We start from the raw sequence: 22,110 nt of genomic DNA on the forward strand, positions 1-22,110 counted from the left end.
TAGGCTTTGCCCAGGACCGGCGGGACGGGTCCCTGCACCACACACCCGGCCCGCCGGCGTTCATGTCCCGCCCGCTGCATCCATCCCCCTGCAAGGAGTTCCCGTGGCGCCCCGCGTGCTCGTCGACGCCACCGCCGTCCCCGCCGACCGTGGCGGTCTGGGCCGCTACATCGACGGACTGCTGCCCGCGCTGGCCGAAGCCGGCGCGGACCTCGGCATCGCCTGTCAGCGTCCCGACGCCGACCGGCTGTCCCGGCTGGCCCCGGCGGCCACCGTCCTGCCCGCCCCGAGCAACATCAGCCACCGCCCCGAGCGGCTGGCCTGGGAGCAGGAAGGCCTGCCCGCGCTCGCGCAGCAGATCGGCGCCGACGTCATCCACTGCCCGTTCTACTCGATGCCGGCGGCGTCCCCGGTCCCTGTCGTCGTGACCATCCACGACGCCTCGGTGTTCCACAACCCGGCGTACTACGCGGACGAGCGTGCGGAGTTCTACCGCCGCGCGACCCGCTCCTCGCTCGAGCTGGCGACGCGGTTTCTCGTTCCCTCGCGGGCGACCCGTGACGAGCTCGTCCGGCTCTTCGACGCCGACCCGGCGCGCGTGGACGTCGCGTACCACGGCATCGACACGACCATGTTCCGTCCGCCGACGGACGCCGAGCGCGACCGGGTCGCGCAGCGCCTCGGTCTGCACGGCATGCCGTACGTCGGTTCGCTCGGCGAGATGTCGAGCCGCAAGAACATCCCCGAACTCATCCGCGGCTGGGTGCTCGCCGCGTCCGAGATGGACGAGCCGCCCGCGCTGGTGCTCGCCGGCTCCTCGACGCCGGACCCCGCCGTCGTGGAGGCCGTGAACGAGGTGCCGCCCGGGCTCCGCCTGGTGCGCCCGGGCTACCTGCGCGCCGGTGACCTGCCCGGCTTCATGGGCGGCGCCACCGTCATGGCGTTCCCGAGCCGCAGCGAGGGCTTCGGCTTCCCGACGCTCGAGGCGATGGCCTGCGGCGCCGCGGTGCTCATCGCCCGCCGGCTCTCGCTGCCGGAGGTCGGCGGCGAGGCCGCGGCCTACACCGAGCCGGACGCCGACTGCATCGCGCGCAACCTGCGGCGCCTGCTGGAGGACGAGGACCGCCGGCGCTCGCTGTCCGAGGCCGCGACCGCCCGCTCGCAGCTGTTCAGCTGGAGCAAGTCGGCGCAGATCCACCTCGAGACCTACGCCCGCGCCGCCGGCGTCGCGTCCTCGAGCGAGGCGGGCGACCCGAGCAGCGCCCGTCCGCAGGCGGGCTGAGCGGGTCGACATGGCAGATCCGGCCGCGGACCCGCTCGCGGCGCAGGCCGAGGCGGTCATCCTCGTCGGCGGTCAGGGCAGCCGCCTGCGGCCGCTCACGCTGACCACACCCAAGCCCATGCTGCCGTGCGCGGGCGTGCCCTTCCTGACCCATCAGCTCCTGCGGCTGGCGGAGACCGGCATCGAGCACGTCGTGCTCGCCACGTCGTACCGCGCCGAGGTCTTCGCCGAGCACTACGGCGACGGCGGCGAGCTCGGGCTCGCGATCGACTACGTCACCGAGACCGAGCCGCTCGGGACCGGCGGCGGCATCCGCAACGTCGCCGACCGGCTGACCGGCGGCCCGGACACCCCGGTGGTCATCCTCAACGGGGACGTCCTGTCCGGCCACGACCTGACCGCGCAGCTACGGATGCACCGCGAGGTCGACGCCGCGGTCACGCTGCACCTGGTCGGCGTCGAGGACCCGCGGGCCTTCGGCTGTGTCCCGACGGAGGCCGACGGCCGGGTCACCGCGTTCCTGGAGAAGACCCCGGAGCCGGTCACCGACCAGATCAACGCGGGCTGCTACATCTTCCGGCGCGACGTCCTCGAGACGATCCCGACCGGGCGTCCGGTCTCGGTCGAGCGCGAGACGTTCCCCGGCCTGCTCGCCGCGGGCAGCCGCGTCCAGGGCTACCGCGAGGACGCCTACTGGCTCGACGTCGGGACCCCGGCCGCGTTCGTCCGCGGCTCGGCGGACCTGGTGCGCGGTGTCCTGCGCTCGCCGGCCGTCGCGGCGCCCGGACCGGCGCTGATCGCCCCCGACGCGCTCGTGGCCGAGGACGCCCAGGTCGGCGACGGCTCGGTGATCGGGCCCGGCTGCGTGATCTCGGCGGGCGCCGTCATCTCCGGGTCGGTGCTGTTCGAGAACGTGTGGGTCGCCGCCGGCGCCGAGGTGCGCAGCAGCGTGCTCGGGGCCGGGGCGCGCGTGGGGGAGCGGTCGGCGCTCACCGACGCGGTCCTCGGCGATCAGTCGCTCGTGGGCAACGACAACGAACTCGCGGCGGGCGCGCGGCTGTGGGCCTCCGCGGTGCTGCCGGACGCCACGATCCGGTTCTCGCCCGGCGCCTGACGTCGCGTCAGTCGTCCGGCGGCGCCGGGGAACTCAGCCCGAGCCGGCAGCGAGCCGGGCGCGCTTCTTCTTCAGGTCGTTCGCGGCCCACCAGATGGTGAACAGGGCGACGACCCCACTGACGCTCAGCGCCAGGCCCGAGTACCAGCTGCTGTAGGGGAGGTCGTCCCAGAGCCACCAGACCACCCCGGCGGCGATGATGCTGCACGCCGACAGGACCGAGAGCGCAGTACCCCACTTGTTCGACGCGGCGAGGTGCGCGGCGTCGATGACCTTGTCGTGGATCTGGTCGAAGAGCCGCTCGGCCCACCGGAACTCGAAGCTGAGGATCCACAGCCCGAAGACCACGACGAGCCACCCGGGCCCGGGCAGCGGGATCATCACGATGCCCGCCGCGAGGACCATGCCGCCGACCAGCGCGATCCCGATCTTGCGGGCGAGCAGGACCGTCCGCCGGCGCTTCTTCGCGTCCGCGACCACGCGCGAGTCGGTCGGGTCCGGTCGGAGATCGCGGAGGTCGTCGTCCTCGGCGATCTCGAGCAGCTCGGCGAGCTCCTCGGGCGAGGGGTCCTCGGGCACGGCTCGACTCACCTGACGAATCTAACGGGTCTGCGCGGAGCAGGCGCCCGCCTGGCCCCGCAGATCAGCGGATGTTGCGCTCGGGGGCATCAGTGGCGGGGTACTTGTCCATGAAGTCCTGGACGGCCTGGCCGGACAGACGCTCGCAGAAGAGGCGGTGGCCGAAGCCCTGGCCGGTCTTCGGGTCCGGGGCGCTCCAGTGCGTCAGCGCGATGAACTTGCCCGACGGGAAGTCGCCGTAGGTCGGGTCCCAGGGCGTCGCGATGAACTGTTGGTACTTCGCGTCGTCGCGCAGGCGCTTGGCGAGGTCCTCGATCTCGTCGAGGTCGCCGCCCTTGATCTCCGGGTCGTACCAGAGGATCGAGTAGCCGTGCTCCATGTTGTGCACGAGGTTCTCGACCGGCGGGTTGTCCTTCGTGGTGAAGAACGGCGTCGCGGCGAACGAGACCGGGTTGGAGTAGTGCTTGCCCGAGCTCGGCGGCACGTGGGCGTAGTCGACGCGCACCCCGACCTGGACGTGGTCCTGGCTGCCGCTGGCCTTGTCCTGCGTGATCTTCCCGCAGCCGGCGTCACCGAGGGGGACGCCGAAGGACGCGATCGAGCGGTCGAGGGGGTCGTTGAACTTCTTGTCGACCCACTTGTAGGCCGGCTTGGCGAAGAACGCCCCGGTTCCGACCAGGATGACGAGCATGAACGCCGTCGAGCGGATCCGCTCCGACCGGCGCTTCTTCGCCCGGAGCGCCTCGATACGCTGCCGGCGATCCTCGAACGCCGACTGCCCACGCGCCGCGGGCACGTTGCCGCCCGAGCTCGTCGCCTGCTCCGTGGTCCGGTCCGACACCGTGACCCCTCCCCGTCATCCCCGCGAGCACGGCCGTTCCCGGCCACGCCGGGACAACCGTACGACGGATTCAGCGGTCTGACGCCACGTTTGGCCTTCCCCACCGCGGCGGGTCGGGCATATCGGACGAGACGTCAGCCGGATGGGTGACGGGAGCCCGAACTACATCGTGTTGGGCTCGGGCGAGTCCGAGGACGGGTGCGCCTGGACGAAGGCCCGGATCGCCCCGCCGGAGACCTGACCGCAGTACTGCCGGTAGCCCGTGGAGGTCGAGTAGTCGCCGTCCTCCTTCGGGGCGCCCCAGTGGGCCATGGCGATCGTCTTGCCCGTCGGGAACTTCCCGCGCGAGGCGTCCCACGGCACCGCGATGAACTTGCGCGTCGCGTTGTCGTCGCGGAACTTGGCGGCGAGGGTCTTGAGGTCGTCGAGCTGCTGGCCGGTGACGGCGTCGGGGTCGTAGAAGACGATGTTGTAGCCGTGCTCGAGGTTGTGGACGAGCTCCTCGAGGCGCGGGGCGTCGCTCTTGGAGTAGAAACCGCGGCTGTTGATCGTCGCCGGGGCGGCGAAGTGCCGGCCGTGGCTCGGCGGCGCGGTGTCGTAGTCGATCTTGACGCTCGGGTCGTTCTCGTGGTCGCCGTCGTTCGCCCCGACCTTGTCGGTCTGGGTCGTGTCGCAGGCGGCGAGCGCGGTCGGGACGCCGAGCTCCTCGAACGCCCGCTTCTTCTCCTTGTCCTTGTTCACGATCGAGACGACCGGGATCGCGATCAGCGTGGCCGCGATCAGGATGCCGACGCCGCCGAAGAGGAACGTCTTGCGGCGTTCGGCCGCCTTCTGCTGCCGCTTGAGCTCCTCCACCCGTGCCTTGCGGTCCGCTCCCGCGCGGGGTGTCTGCTTCTTCTTCGCCACGGTGTGTGAGCCTTCTCGTCTCTTCGGCAAGGGCAGTCGGGTGGCCGACTTCGCTGCCGGAGTCTACGGAGCGAGTCTTGGAAGCCCGGACGTCGGGCAGACTCGCCGTGTGTCGGGCGCGGAGCGGGAGTGGCGGTCGAGCCGTCCGCTGGACCTGCACCGCACCCTCGGGCCGCTCCGGCGCGGCGCCGGTGACCCGGCCTACCGGGTGGACGCCGACAACGCGATCTGGCGGGCCGTCCGCACCCCGGAGGGGCCGGGCACGATCCGGCTCGCCCTGCGCCGGGGCACGTCGACCGTCGTCGGTTCGGCGTGGGGGCCCGGGGCCGAGTGGCTGCTCGACCGCATCCCGCGGATGTGCGGCGAGGACGACGACGCCGCGGGTTTCGTCCCGGTCCATCCCGTCCTGCGGGACGCCGCGGCCCGCAACCCGGGCTGGCGGATCACCCGCTCGGACCTGGTGGTCGAGGTCCTCGTGCCCTGCATCCTCGAGCAGAAGGTGACCGGTCGGCAGGCCCGCGCGTCCTGGCGCGAGCTGGTGCGGCGCTTCGGTGACCCGGCGCCCGGGCCGGCCCCGGCCGGGATGACGGTGCCGCCCGACGCCGCGACCTGGGCCCGCATCCCTTCCTGGGAGTGGCACCGCGCGGGCGTCGAGCCCGCCCGCTCGAAGGCCGTTCTCGCCGCCTGCCGGTACGCGGGGCGGCTGGAGGAGACCCTCACCCTCGGCTCCGCCGTCGCCGACCAGCGCCTGCGGGCTCTCCCCGGCATCGGTGTCTGGACCTCCGCCGAGTGCCGCCAGCGCTCCCACGGCGACCCCGACGCCGTCACGATCGGCGACTTCCACCTGCCCCACATCGTCGGCGTCGCCCTCACCGGCCGCCGCGTCGACGACGCCGGGATGCTCGAGCTCCTCGAGCCCTACGCCGGCCACCGCTACCGCGTCACCCGGCTGATCGAGCTCTCCGGCCTCCCGAACCCCCGCTACGGCCCCCGCCTCACCATCCAGGACCACCGCCACCACTGACGACGCGCCCCTCCTGCGGGATGACGTCCCGTACGGGTGGCCTGTCAGCCCTGCGCCGGGCCGACAGGGGCCACGCCCGGGACGTCATCCCGCAGGTTGGGCGAGGCTCAGAGGTCGCGGAGGAACTGGGCCCGGGCGTCGGGGGAGAGGTCGGGACGGGGGGTCGGGGGAGCGGCGGGGACGCCGATCGCGACGGCGCCGAGGGGGTCCCAGTCGGCGGGGAGGTCGAGGGCGGTGCGGGTGACCTCGGGGCAGAACAGGGTGGACGAGACCCAGGCCGAGCCCAGGCCCTCCGCGGCGAGGGCGATCAGCAGGCTCTGGACCGCGGCGCCGCCGGCGACGGTGAACATGTCCCGCTCGGCGGCGGAGCGGGCGGCGTCGGGGTAGGCGTGCGCGCCGTCCCGGACGACGCAGGGGACGACGATCAGCGGCGCGCGCCGAAGCACCTCGCCCCGCCGGGTGCGGACCTCGATCTGATGCTCCGTCATGCCGTCGGCGCGCAGGTCCGCGACCCAGGCCTCGTGCATCGCGTCGAGCAGCCGCGTCCGGGACTCCGCCGAGGTCAGCCGCACGAACCGGAACGGGGTCGTGTGGTGCGGCGCCGGCGCGGTCAGGGCGGTGGCGAGGGCGCGGTCAACCGCGCCCGGATCGACGGGATCGTCGGTGAAGTGACGCACCGTCCGCCGGTTGGTGACGGCCGTCCGCCGGGCCTCGGCGGTACCGAGGGAGAACATGTCGTCCTCCGCCGGGCGGATCAGCGCGCGGGCGCCAGGGCCGTCCTCACGGGTCGTCAGGTGTGTGAGGCCCCGGACGACCGCCATCGGGATCCCGCCGAGCTTGGTCTTCACCAGCTCGGCCGCGGCGGCGACCTCGTCCGCGGTCGCGACGACCGTCACCTCGAGCAGGTTGCCGTAGCTGTCCGTGCCGCCGCGGAGGTCCTCGGCCGGGGCGAGGCCGGCGACGCCGATCGCGACGTCGACGACGCCCTGCCGCCAGGGCCGGCCGAGCGAGTCGGTGATCACGACCGCGACGTCCGACCCGCGCTCCCGGAGCCCGGCGCGCAGGGCGCGGGCGGAGGCGTCGGGATCCTCGGGCAGCAGCAGCACGGTGCCGGGCTCGGTGTTGGAGGCGTCGACCCCGGCCGCGGCGAGGACCAGCCCGTGCCGGGTCTGCACGATGCGCGTCCCGCGGCGGTAGGCGACGACCCGCACCGCCTCGGCGTCGATCGCCGCCTCCCGGTCGGGGGCGCGGAGGATCCGGCCCTCGGCCTTGCTCACGACCTTGCTGGAGACGACGAGCACGTCGCCGTCCTGCAGGTCGGCGTGCGCGGCGGCGAGCGCGGCCAGGTCGTCGCCCGGCCGCACCTCGCCGATCCCGAGGACCGGCCGGATCTGGAGCTCGGTCACTGCTCGGGTCACTGCTCGGGTCACTGCTCGGGTCGCCGCACGAGCTCGAGGGCGGCCGCGGCCATGGCGGCGGTCGCGTCGACGTCGGTCATCCGCAGCGGGACGGCGCGGGAGGCGATCCCGGCGGCGGCCACGGTCTCGGCCGCGGCGGCGTCCGCCGTGTCGACCAGCCAGCCGTCGAGCAGGTCCGGGCCGTAGTGGAGGGCGACGGCCGCCGCGGAGGTCTCGACCCCGATCGCGGCGAGGACCTTGTCGGCCATGCCGCGCACCGGGGCGCCGCCGATGATGGGGGAGACCCCGACGACCGGGGCCGTCGCCGCCGCCACCGCGGACCGGATGCCGGGCACGGCGAGGATCGCCCCGACGCTGACCACCGGGTTCGACGGCGGGAACACGATCACGTCGGCCTCGGCGATCGCGGTCAGGACGCCGGGCGCGGGGCGCGACTCCTCGGCGCCTTCGAAGCGGATCTTCAGCGCCGCCGGCTCGGCGTGCAGCCGGACCCAGTACTCCTGGAAGTGGACGGTGCGCAGTACTCCGTTCGGGTCCTCGATGTCGACTCGCGTCGTGACGGGGTCGTCGGTCATCGGCAGCAGCGTCACGCCGGGCTGCCACCGGGCGCAGAGGGCGGCCGTCGCCTCGGACAGCGTCGCGCCCTCGCGGAGCATCCGGGTGCGGACCAGGTGGGTCGCGATGTCCTTGTCGCCGAGCGCGAACCAGTCCGGTGGTTCGCCGTAGGCACCGAGCTCGTCCTGGACGGCGCGGGTCTCGTCCGCGCGGCCCCAGCCCTGGTCAGGGTGGATGCCGCCGCCGAGCGTGTACATCACGGTGTCGAGGTCGGGGCTGACGTGGAGCCCGAACAAGGTGATGTCGTCGCCGGTGTTGCCGACGACCGTGACCTCGGCCCCGGGCACGGTCGCGTGCAGGTGGGCGAGCAGTCCGCGGAGGAAGCGGGCGGCCCCGATTCCGCCGGCCAGGACAGTGATGCGCATGCCTGTCATCGTCCCAATGGCCACACCCGGATCACCCACCGGGTGAGACATCCCCCACCGAACGGGTCAATATCACCGTCCGGGTTGACGGGACCGGATTTTCAGGCGTGTAATTTCACTCGTGTCGTTCACCGCGGATAGCCGCGAGAACAGCGGGTATGCCAAGCGGCGAACGACCACACACGGGTGGATTTCCAGGGTCGAGGAGGCAGCGATGGGTGAGGTATTCCTCCCCTTGCTCGGGGGCGTCGAGCGAGAGATGACATGGCAGGAGCAGGCTCTCTGCGCCCAGACGGATCCGGAGGCCTTCTTCCCGGAGAAGGGCGGATCGACCCGGGAGGCGAAGAAGGTGTGCCTGGGCTGCACGGTCCGCAACGACTGCCTGGAGTACGCGCTGGGGCACGACGAGCGCTTCGGCATCTGGGGCGGCATGTCCGAGCGTGAGCGCCGTCGTCTGAAGAAGCGCGCGGTCTGACGCAAAAGCGGCGGAACGGGTGAGCGGGCCCGAGGTTCGGGCCCGCCCTCCCCTAAGGTGGCGGTTCCGCCATGATCAACCCGCCACCGCCGGCCGACGCCCGGCACGACGTGACTGTCGTCCTGGTGACCCACGACGGCGAACGCTGGCTGCCGCAGGTCCTGCCGGCACTGCTCAACCAGACCCGGCCCGGCGACCGGCTGATCGTCGCCGACACCGGCAGCACGGACTCGACGACCGAACTGCTCGCGCAGTACGTCCCGGCCGCCGCGGTGATCTCCCTGCCGCGGGACACGGGCTACGGCGCCGCGGTGAAGGCGGCGCTGGCCGCCGCGGACCGAGCGGCGGCTGACTCCTCGGCCGACCAGCCGGGTGAGCCCGAGGTCCGCCGCTGGATCTGGCTCCTGCACGACGACTCGGAGCCCGAGCCCGACGCGCTCTCCCACCTGATCGCAGCCGTCGACGCCGACCCCGGTCTCGGGGTGGCGGGGACGAAGGTCCGCGGCTGGTACCGGCGCCGGATGCTGCTCGAGGTCGGCGTCACCATCGACGGCGGCGGCCGCCGCGAGGAGCACCTCGAGCGCGGCGAGCAGGACCAGGGCCAGCACGACAACCGGCGCGAGACGCTCGCCGTCTCCAGCGCGGGCATGCTCGTCCGCCGGGACGTCTGGGACGACCTCGGCGGCTTCGACGAGCACCTGCCGCTGATGCGCGACGACGTCGACTTCTGCTGGCGGACCTGGCTCGCCGGGTACCGGGTCGCGGTCGTCCCCGAAGCGGTCGTCTACCACGCGGAGGCGTCCGCGCAGTCCCGGCGCGAGGTCGCCATCGGGTCCGGCCGGGTGCACCTGCTCGACCGCGCCGGCGCGATGCGCGTCCTGCTCGCGAACCTGCCGACCCGGCGGTTCCTGTTCGCGATCCCGCGGCTGTTCCTCGGTGGTCTGCTGCGCGCGATCGGCTATCTGGTCGCCAAGATCCCGCAGCAGGCGGCCGACGAGGTGCTCGCGATCGGCAGCGTGCTGCTGCAGCCGCGCGCGATCCTCGAGATGCGCCGCGAGCGCCGCGCCGACCACCGCGTCGCCCCCGGGTCGCTGCGCCGGTTGTTCCCCCGCTTCGGTCATCAGTTCGCGCTCGCGCGCGACGCGCTCACCAGTTTCGTCGGCGGCCGCCGCACCGAGGGCGTCGCGATCGGCCGGCACCGCGTCGTCGAGTCCGGACCGGGCGCCGACGACATGGAGAACCTCGACCTCGGCGCCGGCGGCGTCCTGCTGCGGCGGGTGATGCGCAGCCCCGGTTGGCTGCTCGTGTTCGGCCTGCTCGCGCTCACCCTGCTCGCCGGGCGCGAACTGCTCGCCGGCGGCCGGATCTTCGGCGGCGCCCTGCTCCCGGCCCCCGGCGGGGCCTCCGACCTGTGGTCGGCCTACACCGGGTCCTGGCACCCGGACTCGGTCGGCAGCTCCGAGGCGTCGCCGCCCTACCTGGCGGCGGTCGCGTTCGTCGGGACGCTGCTCGGCGGGCACGCCGACCTCGCGGTGACGGTCCTGCTCGTCGGCAGCGTGCCGATGGCCGGCGCGGTCGCCTACCTGACCGCGGGTGCGCTGCCCACCTCCCGTGCCCTGCGGGTCTGGGGCGCCGCCGCGTACGCGACGCTGCCCGTCCTCTCCGGCGCCGTCGCGGCCGGCCGGCTCGGCACCGCCGTCGCGGTGGTGCTGCTGCCGGCCTTCGCCCTCGCGTTCGTCCGCACCGTCGGCATTCCCGGGCGGGCCGGCACCGTCCGGGCGACGTGGGTCGCGGCACTGACGCTGACGGTGATGATGGCGTTCGTCCCGCTCGCCTGGGTCCTCGCGCTGCTCGCCGCCGGCGCCGTCGCCGGTGCCGCCCGCGGGCTGGCCGCGACCTGGGACCGCGACCTGCTCACCCGCCTCGCCATCGTCGTCGCGCTTCCGCCGGTCGCGTTGCTGCCGTGGTCGGCGCAGCTGCTGCGGCACCCGTCGCGGTTCCTCGGTGAGCCGGGCGCGCCCGGTCCGGACCTGGCCGGCGAGGCCCAGGACACCTGGCGCCTGCTGCTCTTCGACGCCGGCGGCCCGAACCCGCTGCCGGACTGGGTCGGCCTCGGCGTCCTGGTGGCCGGGCTCGTCGGGCTCGCGGTCTCGACCCGCCGGATCGTCGCGACGCTCGGCGTCGCCGCCGCGTGCCTGGGCTACGTCGTCGCGCTCGTCGTCTCCCGCTTGGAGATCAGTTCGCCCGCCGGCGGGACGGAGATCTCGGCCTGGCCGGGCCTGGCCCTCGCGCTGGCCGCCCTCGGTCTGCTGATCACGGCCGTCGTCGGCGCGCACGGGCTTGCCGAGCGCCTCGCTGCGCGCGAGTTCGGGCTGGCGCAGCCCCTGGCCGGCTTCGTCGCGCTCGTCGCCGTCGGGGCCCCGGCGGTCGGCGGGCTGACCTGGATCGCCCGGGGGGCGGACGACCCGATCGGCCGGGGCTCCCCGGTGCTCGTCCCCGCGTTCGTCGCCGCCGAGGCGGAGACCAGCGACCGCCCCCGCACCCTCGCCCTGCGGGTGCACCGTGCGGAGGGCTCCCTGTCCTACGCGATCGTCCGCGACTCCGGTCCGCGCCTCGGCGCGGCCGACGTGTCCCCGCCGTCCGCGGCCGAGCGCCGCGTCGCCCAGCTCGTCGGGGACCTCGTCTCCGGTCGTGGTGACGAGGTCGTCAGCCGGCTCGGCAGCTTCGCGATCCGCTACGTGCTCGTGAAGGCGCCGGTCCCGGCCGACCTCGCGCGGCGCCTCGACGCTGTGCCCGGCCTCGAGCAGGTCAGCACGCAGGGCGGCGACGGTCTCTGGCGCCTCCAGGTCCCGGTCGCGCGGGTGATGTTCTACCCGGCCGACGGGGGCCCGGGGGTGCCCGTGCCCTCCACCCGCGTCGGGGTGGACGCCGAGCTCCCGCCGGGCGGCGGGGTGCTCGCGCTCGCCGAGCCGTCGAGCTCGCACTGGAAGGCCGCGGTCAACGGCACGGCGCTGAAGTCCCAGACCCAGAACGGGTGGGCGCAGGCCTTCACGGTCCCGCCCGAGGGCGGCCGGCTCGTCCTGGAGTGGAACTCGCCGTTGCGCGGGGTCTGGCTGTTCTCCCAGGCGACGCTGTTCCTCGTCATGGTCGTCCTCGCGCTCCCGGGTGGGACCCGGGTGCGGGAGGACGAGGAGGACGTCCCGCTCCCGACCGCCCGTCGGCACGCCGCGGCCGAACGCGTGGGAGGTGCGACGTGAGCGAGTCGCGTCGCCGGGCCTCCGCCCGCGTCCGTCCCGTCGGGCCACGGGCGTCGCTCGCCGTGGCCGGCGGTCTCGCCGTCCTCGCCCTCGTCGTGCAGGTCGTCGGCGGCAGCGGGGCCGGGTCGATCGCGCCGATCGTCGACGAGGTCCGCAGTGCCGAACTCGCCTGTCCGGCGCCGGTCGTGACCGGGTCCTCGGCCCGCAGCTCCGTGACCCTCTACGCGCCGGAGTCCGCGGCGGACATCGCGGCCGCGCAGGCGGCCGACGCCGCCTCGCCGTCCCCGGCTCCTCGCGCCGGGGCCGCGACGCTCGCGGACCTGGGCCGTTCCGGCTCCCCGCGCGCCCGGATCTCCTCGCCCGGCCGTGCCGCGGTGGACGTCAGCAAGCTGAGCACCCCGCTGCTCGCCCGGGGCACCGGCGTGCTCGCCCCCGGGTTGGCCGCGGAACTCGTCACGAGCGGGCGCTCCGGCGCCGCCCGCGGCCTGGAGGCGGTCGCGTGCACCACCGCGCAGCCGACGTCCTGGTTCGTCGGTGCCGCCACCGCCGCCGGCCGTCGGGACCGACTCGTCCTGACCAACCCCGAGGGTGTGCCGGCCGTCGTCGACCTCCGGTTCTGGAACGAGACCGGCGCGGTCGAGGCGCCGCCGAACTCGACCGGCATCGACGTCCCGGCCCTCGGCGTCGTCTCGATCCCGCTCGAGGGCATGACCGCCGGCCACGCCCGCCTCGGCATCGAGGTGCGCGCCAGTAGCGGCCGCGTCTCCGCCGTCGTCCACGACGCCGACGAACGTGGCGTGCAGCCGCGGGGCATCGACTGGATCGCGCCCGCGTCGAGCCCGTCCCGCAGCGTCGTGATCCCGGGCCTGCCCGACGGCAAGCTCGGCCGCAGCCTGCAGCTGCTCGTGCCGGGGGAGAACGACGCGATCGTCACCGTGCGCGCCCTGACCCCGGACAACTCCTTCGTCCCCGCCGGGCTCGACAAGGTCGAGGTCAAGGCCGGCCGGGTCGCCGAGTTCGACCTCGCGCAGGTCGCGGAGACCGCCGCGTCGGCGCTCGTCGTCACCTCGGACCGGCCGGTGGTCGCCGCGGTCCGGCAGACGCGCTCGGCCAAGGGCGGCGCGGCCGACATCGCCTTCGGCACGGCCGCGCCGGCGCTGACCTCCCCGGCCGCGATCCCCGCCGGGTCCGGTCCGTCCGGGACGAGCACGCGGCTGATCCTCGTCGCCCCCCGCGCGGACGCCGAGGTCGTGATGACCGTCCGGCCCGCGAGCGGCGCGGCGACCACGACGACGATCCGGGTCCCCGCCGGCCGCACCGTCCTCGTCGACCCGACGCCCAAGGGCAAGGCCGGCGCCTACTCGATCCTGCTCGCCCCGGCCGCGGGCTCGGGCCCCGTCCACGCGGCCCGCGTCCTGCGGGGCAGCGGCGCCGACTTCACCGTCACCGCCGTCCTCCCCGGCCGCTACACCGTCTCGATCCCGGGCATCGAACCCGACCTGACGGCCCTCCTGCCGTGAAAAAAGGGTGGACACCCCTTACTGCGCAGTAAGGGGTGTCACCCTTTGTTGACGAGACGGACGGACGGGGTCAGTCGAGGCCGTAGTCCGGGTCGATCTGCTCCGGGGTGAGGCCGAGCAGGTCGGCGACCTGCTCGGTGACGAGGTCCTGGACGAGGATCGCGAGGTCCGCGCGGCCCTTGGCCCGGGCCTCGATCGGCCGCCGGTAGAGGACGATGTGCGCGCGGCGGCCGGCGCCGCCCGGGTAGAGCCGGGAGAGCGGGACGCCGCCGGGGGAGACCCCGACGCCACTGATCGCCTCCGGCCCCGGGACCGGGGCCACGGCGAAGTCGACGCCCGCGAGCTCCTTGCGCCAGCGGGCCTCGAGCCGGTCGACGGCGTCCTCGACCAGGATGTTGAACGCCTCCGCCCGGGTGATCGACAGCGGGCTGTCCGGCGGCGCCAGCGGGCCGCGCAGGCCCCGCCGCGCAGGCCCCGGCCGCGCCGGTCCCGGCGGGTGCGCCGGACCGCGGGCGCCGCGCTCGCGTCCGGGGTCGCGCCGTCCGGTGCCGTGCCGGCGTCCGGCCCGGGGGAGTCGGCCGGGCGGGACTCGCCCGAGCGGCGGAGCAGGCGCTTGCGCATGCCCGAAGCGTAGGCCGGGCGGGCGACACAAGGGCGCGTGACGGGGCAATGCCGGGCGCACGGAACTGCGCGCGCTACCGTCGCCTCGTGAAAGGTCGTCGCTGCTCCCGCAATGCGTGCACCCGGCCTGCGACGGCGACGCTGACCTACGTGTACGCCGACTCGACGGCGGTGCTCGGTCCGCTGGCCACCTACGCCGAGCCCCACTGCTACGACCTGTGCGCCGAGCACGCGGAACGCCTCACCGCGCCGCGCGGCTGGGAGGTCGTCCGCCTCGCTCCGGACCAGGTCGACACCGGCCCCAGCCCCGACGACCTCGAAGCCCTCGCGAACCTCGTTCGCGAGGCCGGCCGCCCCACCCCGGCCGCCGAGGACTCGATGGTCGAGGTCAACCGCCGCGGGCATCTGCGGGTGCTCCGCTCCGTCGAGGACTGAGCAGTCGACTGAGCTCACAACCGATCCGCCGCGGATCCCGGGCGGGGCGTCGGTAAGGTCGGCGCGTGCCGGTCCGCGATCTCTCCGCCATCGTCAAGGCCTACGACATCCGCGGGCTGGTCCCCGAGCAGTGGGACGCCGAGGTCGCGACCGCGCTCGGGGCCGCGTTCGCCGAGGTCACCGCCATGGACGGCGGGCCGATCGTGATCGGCCGGGACATGCGGGAGACCTCGCCGGAGCTCTCCGCCGCGTTCGCCGCCGGGGTCGCCTCCCGCGGCCGGGACGTGATCGACATCGGGCTCGCCTGCACCGACGCCGTCTACTACGCCAGCGGGCACTTCTCCTGCCCGGGCGCGATGTTCACCGCCTCGCACAACCCGGCCGGGTACAACGGCATCAAGCTCTGCCGCAGCGGAGCGCGGCCGGTCGGCCGGGACACCGGTCTCGCCGACGTCCGTCGCTTCGCCGAGGACGGGCTGCCCGCGGCGACGGGCGCAGCCGGCGCGATCGAGACCCGCGACGTCCTGCCGGACTACGCGGCGCACCTGCGGACGCTCGTCGACCTGTCGGGGGCCCGGCCCCTGCGCGTGGTGGTCGACGCCGGCAACGGGATGGCCGGGCACGTCGTGCCGACGGTCTTCGCCGGGCTGCCGATCGCGATCGTCCCGCTCTACTTCGAGCTCGACGGGACGTTCCCCAACCACGAGCCGAACCCGATCGAGCCGGCGAACCTGCGCGACCTGTCCGCCGCGGTCGTCAGCCACGGCGCCGACCTCGGCCTCGCCTTCGACGGGGACGCCGACCGCTGCTTCCTCGTCGACGAGCGCGGCGAGCCGGTCTCGCCGTCGACGATCTGCGCGCTGATCGCCGACCGCGAGCTCACCCGCGAACCGGGCGCGACGATCGTGCACAACCTGATCACCTCGAAGGCGCTGCCCGAGCTCGTCGCCGGTCGTGGCGGGACGACGGTCCGCACCCAGGTGGGGCACTCGTTCATCAAGGCCGTGATGGCCGAGCAGGGGGCGATCTTCGGCGGGGAGCACTCGGGGCACTACTACTTCCGCGAGTTCTGGTTCGCCGACTCCGGGATGCTCGCCGCCCTGCACGTCCTCGCCGCGCTGGCTGCCGCCCCGGCCGGCACCACGCTCTCGACGCTGGTCGGCTCCTACGCGCGGTACGCCGCCTCGGGGGAGCTGAACACCCGCGTCCGGGACACCGCCCACGCTCTCGCGACGATCCGCAAGGAGTGGGAGGACCGCGACGGCGTCGCGCTCGACGAGCTCGACGGACTGACCGTCGACCTCGGCGACGGCGCGTGGTTCAACGTGCGCCCGTCGAACACCGAGCCGCTGCTGCGCCTGAACGTCGAGGCCGCCGATCCCGACCGGATGGCTCAGGTCCGGGACGAGGTCCTGGCCGTGATCGCGCCTTCGCGCGCGGAGGAGACCTGATGACGAACACCCTGGACCCGGCTCTGCTCGAGCTGCTGGCCTGCCCGGCGAGCCGGCACTCACTGCGCCTCGACGAGGCCGCGGCCGAACTCGTCTGCACCGACGCCGGGTGCGGGCTCGCCTACCCGATCCGGGACGGCATCCCCGTGCTGCTCGTCGATGAGGCGCGCCGGCCGGGCAACTCCTGACGTGGCCTCAGATTCCTTGCCGGCGTTGACGCCGGACCCCACTCTCCTCGACGACGTCGCCCGGCTGCGGGCCGGCGACCCGCAGGACATGCTCGGCGCGGTCGCGTCGGCGGGCGCGCAGATCCGCGACGGCCTCGCCATGGTCGGGGACCTCGACCTCGGTCCGCGCCCGCGGGCCCTCGTGGTCGCGGGGATGGGCGGCTCGGCCGCCTCCGGTGACGTGCTCGTCGCGGCCGCCGGGTCCGCGTGCCCGATCCCGCTCGTCGTGCACCGGGGGCCCGGCCTGCCGGCCTGGGTCGGACCGGAGGACCTCGTCGTCGGCCTGTCCTGCTCGGGCACCACCGAGGAGACCCTCGCCGCCGTCGCCGCGGCCGTCGAACGCAAGACGCGGCTGGTGACGATCGGCGCGCCCGACTCGCCGCTGGAGATCGCCGGCGCCGGCGCCCCGCACCTCGCCGTGGACGCCGGCGGCCGCCAGCCGCGCGCCTCCCTGTGGTCGCTCGCGACGCCGCTGCTGCTGGTCGGCGAGGCGGTCGGGGTCACGCCCGGCGCCCGGGCCGACCTTGCCGCCGCCGCGACCGTCCTCGACGCCGTCGCCGCGGTCAACGGACCCGCGATCGAGACGAGCTCGAACCGGGCCAAGGAGCTCGCCCTGCACCTGGCCGGCGGGCTGCCGGTGCTGTGGGGGCCGCCCGGCGTCGGCGCGACGGTGGCGAACCGGTTCGCCTGCCAGATCGCCGAGAACGCGAAACAGCCCTCGATGCCGGGCGTCCTCTCCGAGGCCCACCACAACCAGATCGTCTCGTTCGACGGCCCGACCGCCCGCGCCGACGGTCTCCGGCTGGTCGTGCTGGCCGACGACGACGAGCCCCCGGCGTCGGTGGCCCGCGTCGAGCAGTCGCAGATCGCGGCCGCCGAGGCGGGCGTCCCCGCGGTCCTGCTGCGGGGCAGCGGGCCGGACCCGGTCTCGCGCCTGGCCGGCCTGATCGCGCTGGTGGACTTCGCGTCGGTGTACCTCGCGCTGCTGGGCGGGGTCGACCCGACCCCGGTCGCCGCGATCGAGTCGTTGAAGGCCCGGCTGGCGGAGGCGGACTCATGAGTGCGGGCGGCGGCACCAAGGCGATCGTGGCGGCGTTGCTCGCCAACCTCGGCATCGCGACGACCAAGTTCGTCGCGTTCCTGCTGACGAAGTCCTCGTCGATGCTGGCCGAGTCGATCCACTCCCTCGCCGACTCCGGCAACCAGGCGCTGCTGCTGTTCGGCGGCAAGCGGGCGAAGCGCGAAGCGACGCCCGAGCACCCGTTCGGCTTCGGCCGCGAGCGGTACGTCTACGCGTTCCTGGTCTCGATCGTGCTGTTCACCGTCGGTGGCGCGTTCGCGCTCTACGAGGGCATCCACAAGATCCAGGACCCGCACCCGATCGACTCCTGGCAGTGGGTGCCGGTAGCTGTACTGGTCGTCGCGATCGGCATGGAGGGCTTCTCGTTCCGCACCGCGATCGCCGAGTCCAACCACACCCGCGGCGACGCGTCGTGGGTCGCGTTCGTCCGGCACGCGAAGGCGCCCGAGCTGCCCGTCGTCCTGCTCGAGGACCTCGCGGCGCTGGTCGGCCTGGTGCTCGCCCTGTTCGGCGTCGGGATGACGCTGCTGACCGACGACGGCATCTGGGACGGCATCGGGACCGTGTCGATCGGTGCGCTGCTCATCGTCGTCGCGCTGATCCTCGCGGTGGAGACCAAGTCGCTGCTGCTCGGGGAGGCGGCCTCGCCGGAGGCGCTGGCGCGGATCGAGGACGCGCTGAACGCCGAGCCCGAGGTCGAGCGGATCATCCACATGAAGACGCTCCACCTCGGTCCGGAGGAGCTGCTGGTCGCGGCGAAGATCGCGGTCCGCGCGACGGACACCGCGGCCGACGTCGCGCGCGCGATCGATTCCGCCGAACGGCGGATCCGTGCGGCCGAGCCGACGGCCCGGGTCATCTACCTCGAACCGGACATTTACTCGGCGTCCCACCCCGGCCGGGCGGGTTCCGCGGCGTCCTCACCAGGCCACTGACCGCCCGGCGGCCGGACCGTTACCGCCCGGACCGGTGCATCACGGACTGGTCGCAGTCGCCGCGTTCACTCGGCGACGGGGACCGAAGAGGATCACAATGAGGTTCGAGTCGCGACTGTCCGCGCTCGCCGACTTGCGCTGGGGGAGCTCCACCATGACCGTCCGTCCCGCCACCCGCCGTGCCACCGCGGCGCTGTTCACGGCGGCCGCCGTGCTGGCGACCTCCGCCTGCGGCGGTTCCGACGACGACTCCGCGAGCCCGGGGGCGTCCGCCTCCCCGACGGTGACGGCCGTCCCGGTCTCGACCGACGGCCTGCCGCCGGTCGAGCGCGGTGCGTTCCCGGTCCGGATCAAGCACACCTGGAACCAGGCCGGCACCGTCATCGAGACCGAGCCGAAGCGCGTCGTCGTCCTCGGCATGCGCGAGCAGGACTCGATGATCAGCCTCGGTCTCAAGCCGCTGACGCTGCGGAACTACTTCGGTGCCGCCCACCCGTGGCTGAACTTCCCGTGGGTGCCCGAGAGCGCCAAGCAGGGTGACTACACCGTGCTGTACCCCCCGACGCGGGACTCCAAGACCGGCAAGCTCTCCGAGGTTGACGACGGGCCGGTGCTCGCGAACGGCTTCGCGCAGGCGTCGAACACCCCGGTGCGCAAGGAGGTTTTCGACTACGAGCGCATCAAGTCGATGAACCCCGACCTGATCGTCGCGATGTTCGCCGGCATCGTGCTCGAGGACTACCGCAAGCTCTCCGAGATCGCGCCGACGATCACGATGGTCTCCTCGGACAGCAAGGACTACTTCTCCTCCTGGCAGGAGGAGGTCCTGGCGCTCGGCAAGATCGTCGGGCGCCCGAACTACGCGCAGCAGCAGGTGGCCAAGATGCGCCAGCTGTTCGTCGACACCGAGAACGCCCACCCCGAGCTGCGGGACGCGAGTGTCGCTGTCGCCGCTCCGGGTCCGGACGGGCAGATCCGCATCATGAACCCGTACGCGCCGATGTCCCGGTTCTTCACCTCGCTCGGCATGGAGTTCCCGGCGCGCATCGAGGCCGCGACCCGCTACACCGGCGTCTCGCGGAAGATGTACAGCATCGAGTCCACCGTCGGGAACCTGTCGTTCCTCGACAACGTGGACGTCCTGGTCTGGATCGTCGGCCACGACGGCGGCCCGGCCATGGACAAGATCAAGCGGACCTCGGCCTACCAGAACATGAAGGTCGTCCGGAACAAGAAGGTCCTCGAGCTCGGGCCGGACGAGGCCGAGGCCCTGTACTACAGCAGCCTGACCTCGCTGCCGTGGGCGATCGACCGGCTGGTGCCCCGGATCGTCGGGATCCTCGGGGACAAGGCCGCGCGCGACCGGGTGGCCGAGGAGCAGGCCCAGCGCGCCGCCGACGCCGCGGGCGACCTCAACATCAACTACGACCCGTCCGCGTCGCCCACCCCGGAGCCGGACCCGAACGCTGACCCGAACGCCGACCCGAACGCCGACCCGAACGCCGACCCGAACGCCGACCCGAACGCCGACCCGAACGCCGATCCGGGCGCGGACCCGAACGCCGATCCAGGCGCGGCGGGGACCGAGGAGACGCCGGCGCCGTAGGGCTTCGTCCGAGCCGCCAAAAAAAGACCCGCGGCAGGGCTTGCGCGTCCTACTTAGGTAAGGCTAACCTCGTACACGCAAGGCCGACCTGGTGTCCGCAGCCACCGGGGGAGCCTGCGCCAGAACCCCTCGGGGGGACGGCAGTCCGCCAGGCCGACGGTCGCGGCGGTGAGGGAATTGGGCCTGTGAACACGCCGGGCCCTCGGGCGGCCCTCGCCACCTGACCGGCACGGCGGAACGTTGCAGGGCGGTTCGTTTCGCACGGTGATCCCACGGGGGCATCGAGAATCGAACCGCCCTGCGCCATTTCCGGGCCCGGCGCGGGGCGGCGTCGAACAAGGGGTGACACCCCTTGCGCAACGGGTGGGACGTAACCGGACACGATTGTGTGAGATTTCTGCCTTGCAGCGGCTCGTCGGGAGATTGGTCGCCCGGAACCTGACACGATCCTGCTAGTCTCGCGGCGATGGACGGGCTGCCGATCGCGGAGGCCGCGAAGACCACGGGGTGGTCGGCGCGGATGCTGCGGTACGTGGAACAGCTGGGCCTGGTCGAGCCCGACCGGAGCCCGGGTGGTCACCGGGTCTACGGTCCCGAGCAGCTGCAACGGCTGCGGACCCTGCGGCAGCTCCTCACCGAGCACGACCTGGACCTGAAGGACGTGGGGCTCGCGCTGCGGCTGCGCCGCGAACCCGAGGTCCGGGCCGCGGTCGAGGGCTGGCTGGAGGAGGTCCCCACCCGTCCCGAGCACGTGCCGGCGCCGGACTGGTTGCGCTGGGAGCAGGAGAAACACCAATCCCTGATGGAGAGCAGATGAGCACCCGACCCGTCCTGAGCGCCGACGACTTCAAGGTCGCGGACCTGGGCCTTGCCGAATTCGGCCGCAAGGAGATCCGCCTCGCCGAGCACGAGATGCCCGGTCTGATGGCGGTGCGCAAGGAGTTCGCCGCGGCGCAGCCGCTGGCGGGCGCCCGGATCATGGGCTCGCTGCACATGACCATTCAGACCGCGGTCCTCATCGAGACCCTGGTCGAGCTCGGCGCCGACGTGCGCTGGGTGTCCTGCAACATCTTCTCCACGCAGGACCACGCGGCCGCGGCCGTCGTCGTCGGCCCCGAGGGCACGGTCGACGAGCCGCGCGGCGTCCCGGTGTTCGCCTGGAAGGGCGAGACGCTGGAGGAGTACTGGTGGTGCACCGAGACCGCGCTGCGCTGGCCGGCCGCCTCGGGCTTCGCCGGGCCGAACATGATCCTCGACGACGGTGGCGACGCCACGATGCTCGTCCACAAGGGCACCGAGTACGAGAAGGCCGGCGCCGTGCCGTCGGTCGACTCGACCGACAACGAGGAGCTCAAGGTCGTCCTCGCCCTGCTGCAGCGCTCGCTGGCCGAGGACTCGACCCGCTGGACGACCATCGGCCGTGAGATCAAGGGCGTCACCGAGGAGACCACGACCGGCGTCCACCGCCTGTACGAGATGTTCCGGAACGGCTCCCTGCTGTTCCCGGCGATCAACGTCAACGACTCGGTCACCAAGAGCAAGTTCGACAACAAGTACGGCTGCCGCCACTCGGTCATCGACGGTCTGAACCGCGCGACCGACGTCCTCATCGGTGGCAAGGTCGCAGTCGTCTGCGGCTACGGCGACGTCGGTAAGGGTTGCGCGGACGCGCTGCGCGGCCAGGGCGCCCGCGTCATCGTCACCGAGATCGACCCGATCTGCGCGCTGCAGGCGGCGATGGACGGCTTCCAGGTCACCACGCTCGAGGACGTCGTCGACATCGCCGACATCTTCGTCACGACCACCGGCAACTTCATGATCATCACCGCCGAGCACATGGCGAAGATGAAGCACCAGGCGATCGTGTCCAACATCGGTCACTTCGACAACGAGATCGACATGGCCGGCCTCGCGCGGACCCCGGGCATCCAGAAGATCAACATCAAGCCCCAGGTCGACGAGTGGGTCTTCCCCGACGGGCACTCGATCATCGTGCTCGCCGAGGGTCGCCTGATGAACCTCGGCTGTGCCACCGGCCACCCGAGCTTCGTCATGTCGAACTCGTTCACCAACCAGGTGATCGCCCAGATCGAGCTGTTCACCAAGACCGCCGAGTACCCGCTGGGTGTCTACACGCTGCCCAAGCACCTCGACGAGAAGGTCGCCCGTCTCCACCTCGACGCCCTCGGCGTCAAGCTCACCAAGCTCACCAAGGAGCAGGCGGAGTACATCGGCGTCGACGTCGAGGGCCCGTACAAGTCGGACCACTACCGCTACTGATCCTCGCCCCCGGCGTGGCCGGCCGCCCTTCTCCCCGAAAGCGCACTATGGCACCCGCGAACGTAAAAACCGCGTGCT

At 73.3% G+C, this 22,110-nt stretch carries 20 protein-coding genes; 14 read left to right on the forward strand and 6 right to left on the reverse strand.

Annotated features, from left to right (window positions below; translation table 11 throughout):
• Positions 1-103 precede the first annotated feature (103 nt).
• Positions 104-1,282, forward strand: coding sequence for a glycosyltransferase family 4 protein (locus ABD401_RS01765; RefSeq protein ID WP_344600935.1), 1,179 nt, complete (start codon positions 104-106; stop codon positions 1,280-1,282).
• A gap of 10 nt (positions 1,283-1,292) precedes the next feature.
• Positions 1,293-2,396 carry a mannose-1-phosphate guanylyltransferase gene (manB, locus tag ABD401_RS01770; protein ID WP_344600937.1) on the forward strand — a complete coding sequence of 368 codons (1,104 nt, stop codon included), beginning with the start codon at positions 1,293-1,295 and terminating at the stop codon, positions 2,394-2,396.
• A 33-nt stretch (positions 2,397-2,429) separates the two neighbouring features.
• Here manB and ABD401_RS01775 read toward each other — a convergent pair whose 3' ends face one another.
• The 3 genes from ABD401_RS01775 to ABD401_RS01785 form a co-directional block, all read right to left on the reverse strand.
• On the reverse strand, positions 2,430-2,987 hold the full coding sequence (locus tag ABD401_RS01775; RefSeq protein WP_344600939.1) for a PGPGW domain-containing protein: 558 nt from the start codon (positions 2,985-2,987) through the stop codon (positions 2,430-2,432).
• Between the two features lie 52 nt (positions 2,988-3,039).
• A complete protein-coding gene (locus tag ABD401_RS01780) occupies positions 3,040-3,816 on the reverse strand; it encodes a DUF3105 domain-containing protein (protein WP_344600941.1) in 777 nt (258 codons plus the stop codon).
• Between the two features lie 162 nt (positions 3,817-3,978).
• Positions 3,979-4,722 carry a DUF3105 domain-containing protein gene (locus ABD401_RS01785; RefSeq protein ID WP_344600943.1) on the reverse strand — a complete coding sequence of 248 codons (744 nt, stop codon included), beginning with the start codon at positions 4,720-4,722 and terminating at the stop codon, positions 3,979-3,981.
• A gap of 109 nt (positions 4,723-4,831) precedes the next feature.
• Here ABD401_RS01785 and ABD401_RS01790 point away from each other — a divergent pair, with 109 nt between their 5' ends.
• Complete coding sequence (locus ABD401_RS01790; RefSeq protein ID WP_344600945.1) at positions 4,832-5,746, forward strand: DNA-3-methyladenine glycosylase family protein; 915 nt, start codon at positions 4,832-4,834, stop codon at positions 5,744-5,746.
• Positions 5,747-5,853: 107 nt separating this feature from the next.
• On the opposite strand, the gene ABD401_RS01795 is transcribed toward ABD401_RS01790, so the two are convergent.
• The gene (locus ABD401_RS01795; RefSeq protein WP_344600947.1) at positions 5,854-7,152 is read right to left on the reverse strand and encodes a coenzyme F420-0:L-glutamate ligase; all 1,299 of its coding nucleotides are present in this window, start codon (positions 7,150-7,152) and stop codon (positions 5,854-5,856) included.
• A gap of 20 nt (positions 7,153-7,172) precedes the next feature.
• Positions 7,173-8,144 (reverse strand): 2-phospho-L-lactate transferase, encoded by a 972-nt coding sequence (gene cofD, locus ABD401_RS01800; protein WP_344600949.1) that lies wholly within the window; start codon positions 8,142-8,144, stop codon positions 7,173-7,175.
• A gap of 214 nt (positions 8,145-8,358) precedes the next feature.
• Here cofD and ABD401_RS01805 point away from each other — a divergent pair, with 214 nt between their 5' ends.
• The 3 genes from ABD401_RS01805 to ABD401_RS01815 all read left to right on the forward strand — a co-directional run bounded on the left by ABD401_RS01805 (position 8,359) and on the right by ABD401_RS01815 (position 13,396).
• Positions 8,359-8,619 (forward strand): WhiB family transcriptional regulator, encoded by a 261-nt coding sequence (locus ABD401_RS01805; protein WP_344600951.1) that lies wholly within the window; start codon positions 8,359-8,361, stop codon positions 8,617-8,619.
• Positions 8,620-8,690: 71 nt separating this feature from the next.
• Positions 8,691-11,876: a glycosyltransferase family 2 protein gene (locus tag ABD401_RS01810; RefSeq protein WP_344600953.1), complete on the forward strand. Its 3,186-nt coding sequence runs from the start codon at positions 8,691-8,693 to the stop codon at positions 11,874-11,876.
• Positions 11,873-13,396, forward strand: coding sequence for a DUF5719 family protein (locus tag ABD401_RS01815; RefSeq protein WP_344600955.1), 1,524 nt, complete (start codon positions 11,873-11,875; stop codon positions 13,394-13,396). Before ABD401_RS01810 ends, ABD401_RS01815 begins: the two co-directional genes overlap by 4 nt.
• A 70-nt stretch (positions 13,397-13,466) precedes the next feature.
• Here the strand turns inward: ABD401_RS01815 and ABD401_RS01820 are convergent, their stop codons facing one another.
• Positions 13,467-14,048: a metallopeptidase family protein gene (locus tag ABD401_RS01820; RefSeq protein WP_344600957.1), complete on the reverse strand. Its 582-nt coding sequence runs from the start codon at positions 14,046-14,048 to the stop codon at positions 13,467-13,469.
• Between the two features lie 17 nt (positions 14,049-14,065).
• On the opposite strand from ABD401_RS01820, the gene ABD401_RS01825 reads away from it, so the two are divergent.
• The 8 genes from ABD401_RS01825 (at position 14,066) to ahcY (ending at position 22,032) form a co-directional block, all read left to right on the forward strand.
• Positions 14,066-14,452: a DUF3499 domain-containing protein gene (locus tag ABD401_RS01825; protein ID WP_344600959.1), complete on the forward strand. Its 387-nt coding sequence runs from the start codon at positions 14,066-14,068 to the stop codon at positions 14,450-14,452.
• Positions 14,453-14,517: 65 nt separating this feature from the next.
• Entirely contained in the window at positions 14,518-15,903 is a 1,386-nt protein-coding gene (locus ABD401_RS01830) for a phosphomannomutase/phosphoglucomutase (RefSeq protein ID WP_344600961.1), read from the forward strand.
• Positions 15,903-16,091, forward strand: coding sequence for a Trm112 family protein (locus ABD401_RS01835; RefSeq protein ID WP_344600963.1), 189 nt, complete (start codon positions 15,903-15,905; stop codon positions 16,089-16,091). The genes ABD401_RS01830 and ABD401_RS01835 overlap by 1 nt, the downstream gene beginning before the upstream one ends.
• Position 16,092: 1 nt before the next feature.
• Positions 16,093-17,190: an SIS domain-containing protein gene (locus ABD401_RS01840; RefSeq protein ID WP_344600965.1), complete on the forward strand. Its 1,098-nt coding sequence runs from the start codon at positions 16,093-16,095 to the stop codon at positions 17,188-17,190.
• The gene (locus ABD401_RS01845; RefSeq protein WP_344600967.1) at positions 17,187-18,146 is read left to right on the forward strand and encodes a cation diffusion facilitator family transporter; all 960 of its coding nucleotides are present in this window, start codon (positions 17,187-17,189) and stop codon (positions 18,144-18,146) included. Before ABD401_RS01840 ends, ABD401_RS01845 begins: the two co-directional genes overlap by 4 nt.
• A gap of 154 nt (positions 18,147-18,300) precedes the next feature.
• Positions 18,301-19,752, forward strand: a complete 1,452-nt coding sequence (locus ABD401_RS01850; RefSeq protein WP_344600969.1) for an ABC transporter substrate-binding protein — start codon at positions 18,301-18,303, stop codon at positions 19,750-19,752.
• 466 nt (positions 19,753-20,218) lie between these two features.
• Complete coding sequence (locus tag ABD401_RS01855; RefSeq protein WP_344600972.1) at positions 20,219-20,569, forward strand: MerR family transcriptional regulator; 351 nt, start codon at positions 20,219-20,221, stop codon at positions 20,567-20,569.
• Complete coding sequence (gene ahcY / locus ABD401_RS01860) at positions 20,566-22,032, forward strand: adenosylhomocysteinase (RefSeq protein ID WP_344600974.1); 1,467 nt, start codon at positions 20,566-20,568, stop codon at positions 22,030-22,032. The genes ABD401_RS01855 and ahcY overlap by 4 nt, the downstream gene beginning before the upstream one ends.
• Positions 22,033-22,110: the final 78 nt, after the last annotated feature.

It is taken from the genome of Sporichthya brevicatena (assembly GCF_039525035.1).
Classification (GTDB): Bacteria; Actinomycetota; Actinomycetes; order Sporichthyales; family Sporichthyaceae; genus Sporichthya; species Sporichthya brevicatena.

Coding starts and splice junctions, on each gene's coding strand:
- manB (WP_344600937.1), top strand. CDS start 1,293: ATGGCAGATCCGGCCGCGGACCCGCTCGCGGCGCAGGCCGAGGCGGTC.
- cofD (WP_344600949.1), bottom strand. CDS start 8,144: ATGCGCATCACTGTCCTGGCCGGCGGAATCGGGGCCGCCCGCTTCCTC.
- ABD401_RS01805 (WP_344600951.1), top strand. CDS start 8,359: ATGGGTGAGGTATTCCTCCCCTTGCTCGGGGGCGTCGAGCGAGAGATG.
- ABD401_RS01810 (WP_344600953.1), top strand. CDS start 8,691: ATGATCAACCCGCCACCGCCGGCCGACGCCCGGCACGACGTGACTGTC.
- ABD401_RS01825 (WP_344600959.1), top strand. CDS start 14,066: ATGCCGGGCGCACGGAACTGCGCGCGCTACCGTCGCCTCGTGAAAGGT.
- ABD401_RS01835 (WP_344600963.1), top strand. CDS start 15,903: ATGACGAACACCCTGGACCCGGCTCTGCTCGAGCTGCTGGCCTGCCCG.
- ABD401_RS01845 (WP_344600967.1), top strand. CDS start 17,187: ATGAGTGCGGGCGGCGGCACCAAGGCGATCGTGGCGGCGTTGCTCGCC.
- ABD401_RS01850 (WP_344600969.1), top strand. CDS start 18,301: ATGACCGTCCGTCCCGCCACCCGCCGTGCCACCGCGGCGCTGTTCACG.
- ABD401_RS01855 (WP_344600972.1), top strand. CDS start 20,219: ATGGACGGGCTGCCGATCGCGGAGGCCGCGAAGACCACGGGGTGGTCG.
- ahcY (WP_344600974.1), top strand. CDS start 20,566: ATGAGCACCCGACCCGTCCTGAGCGCCGACGACTTCAAGGTCGCGGAC.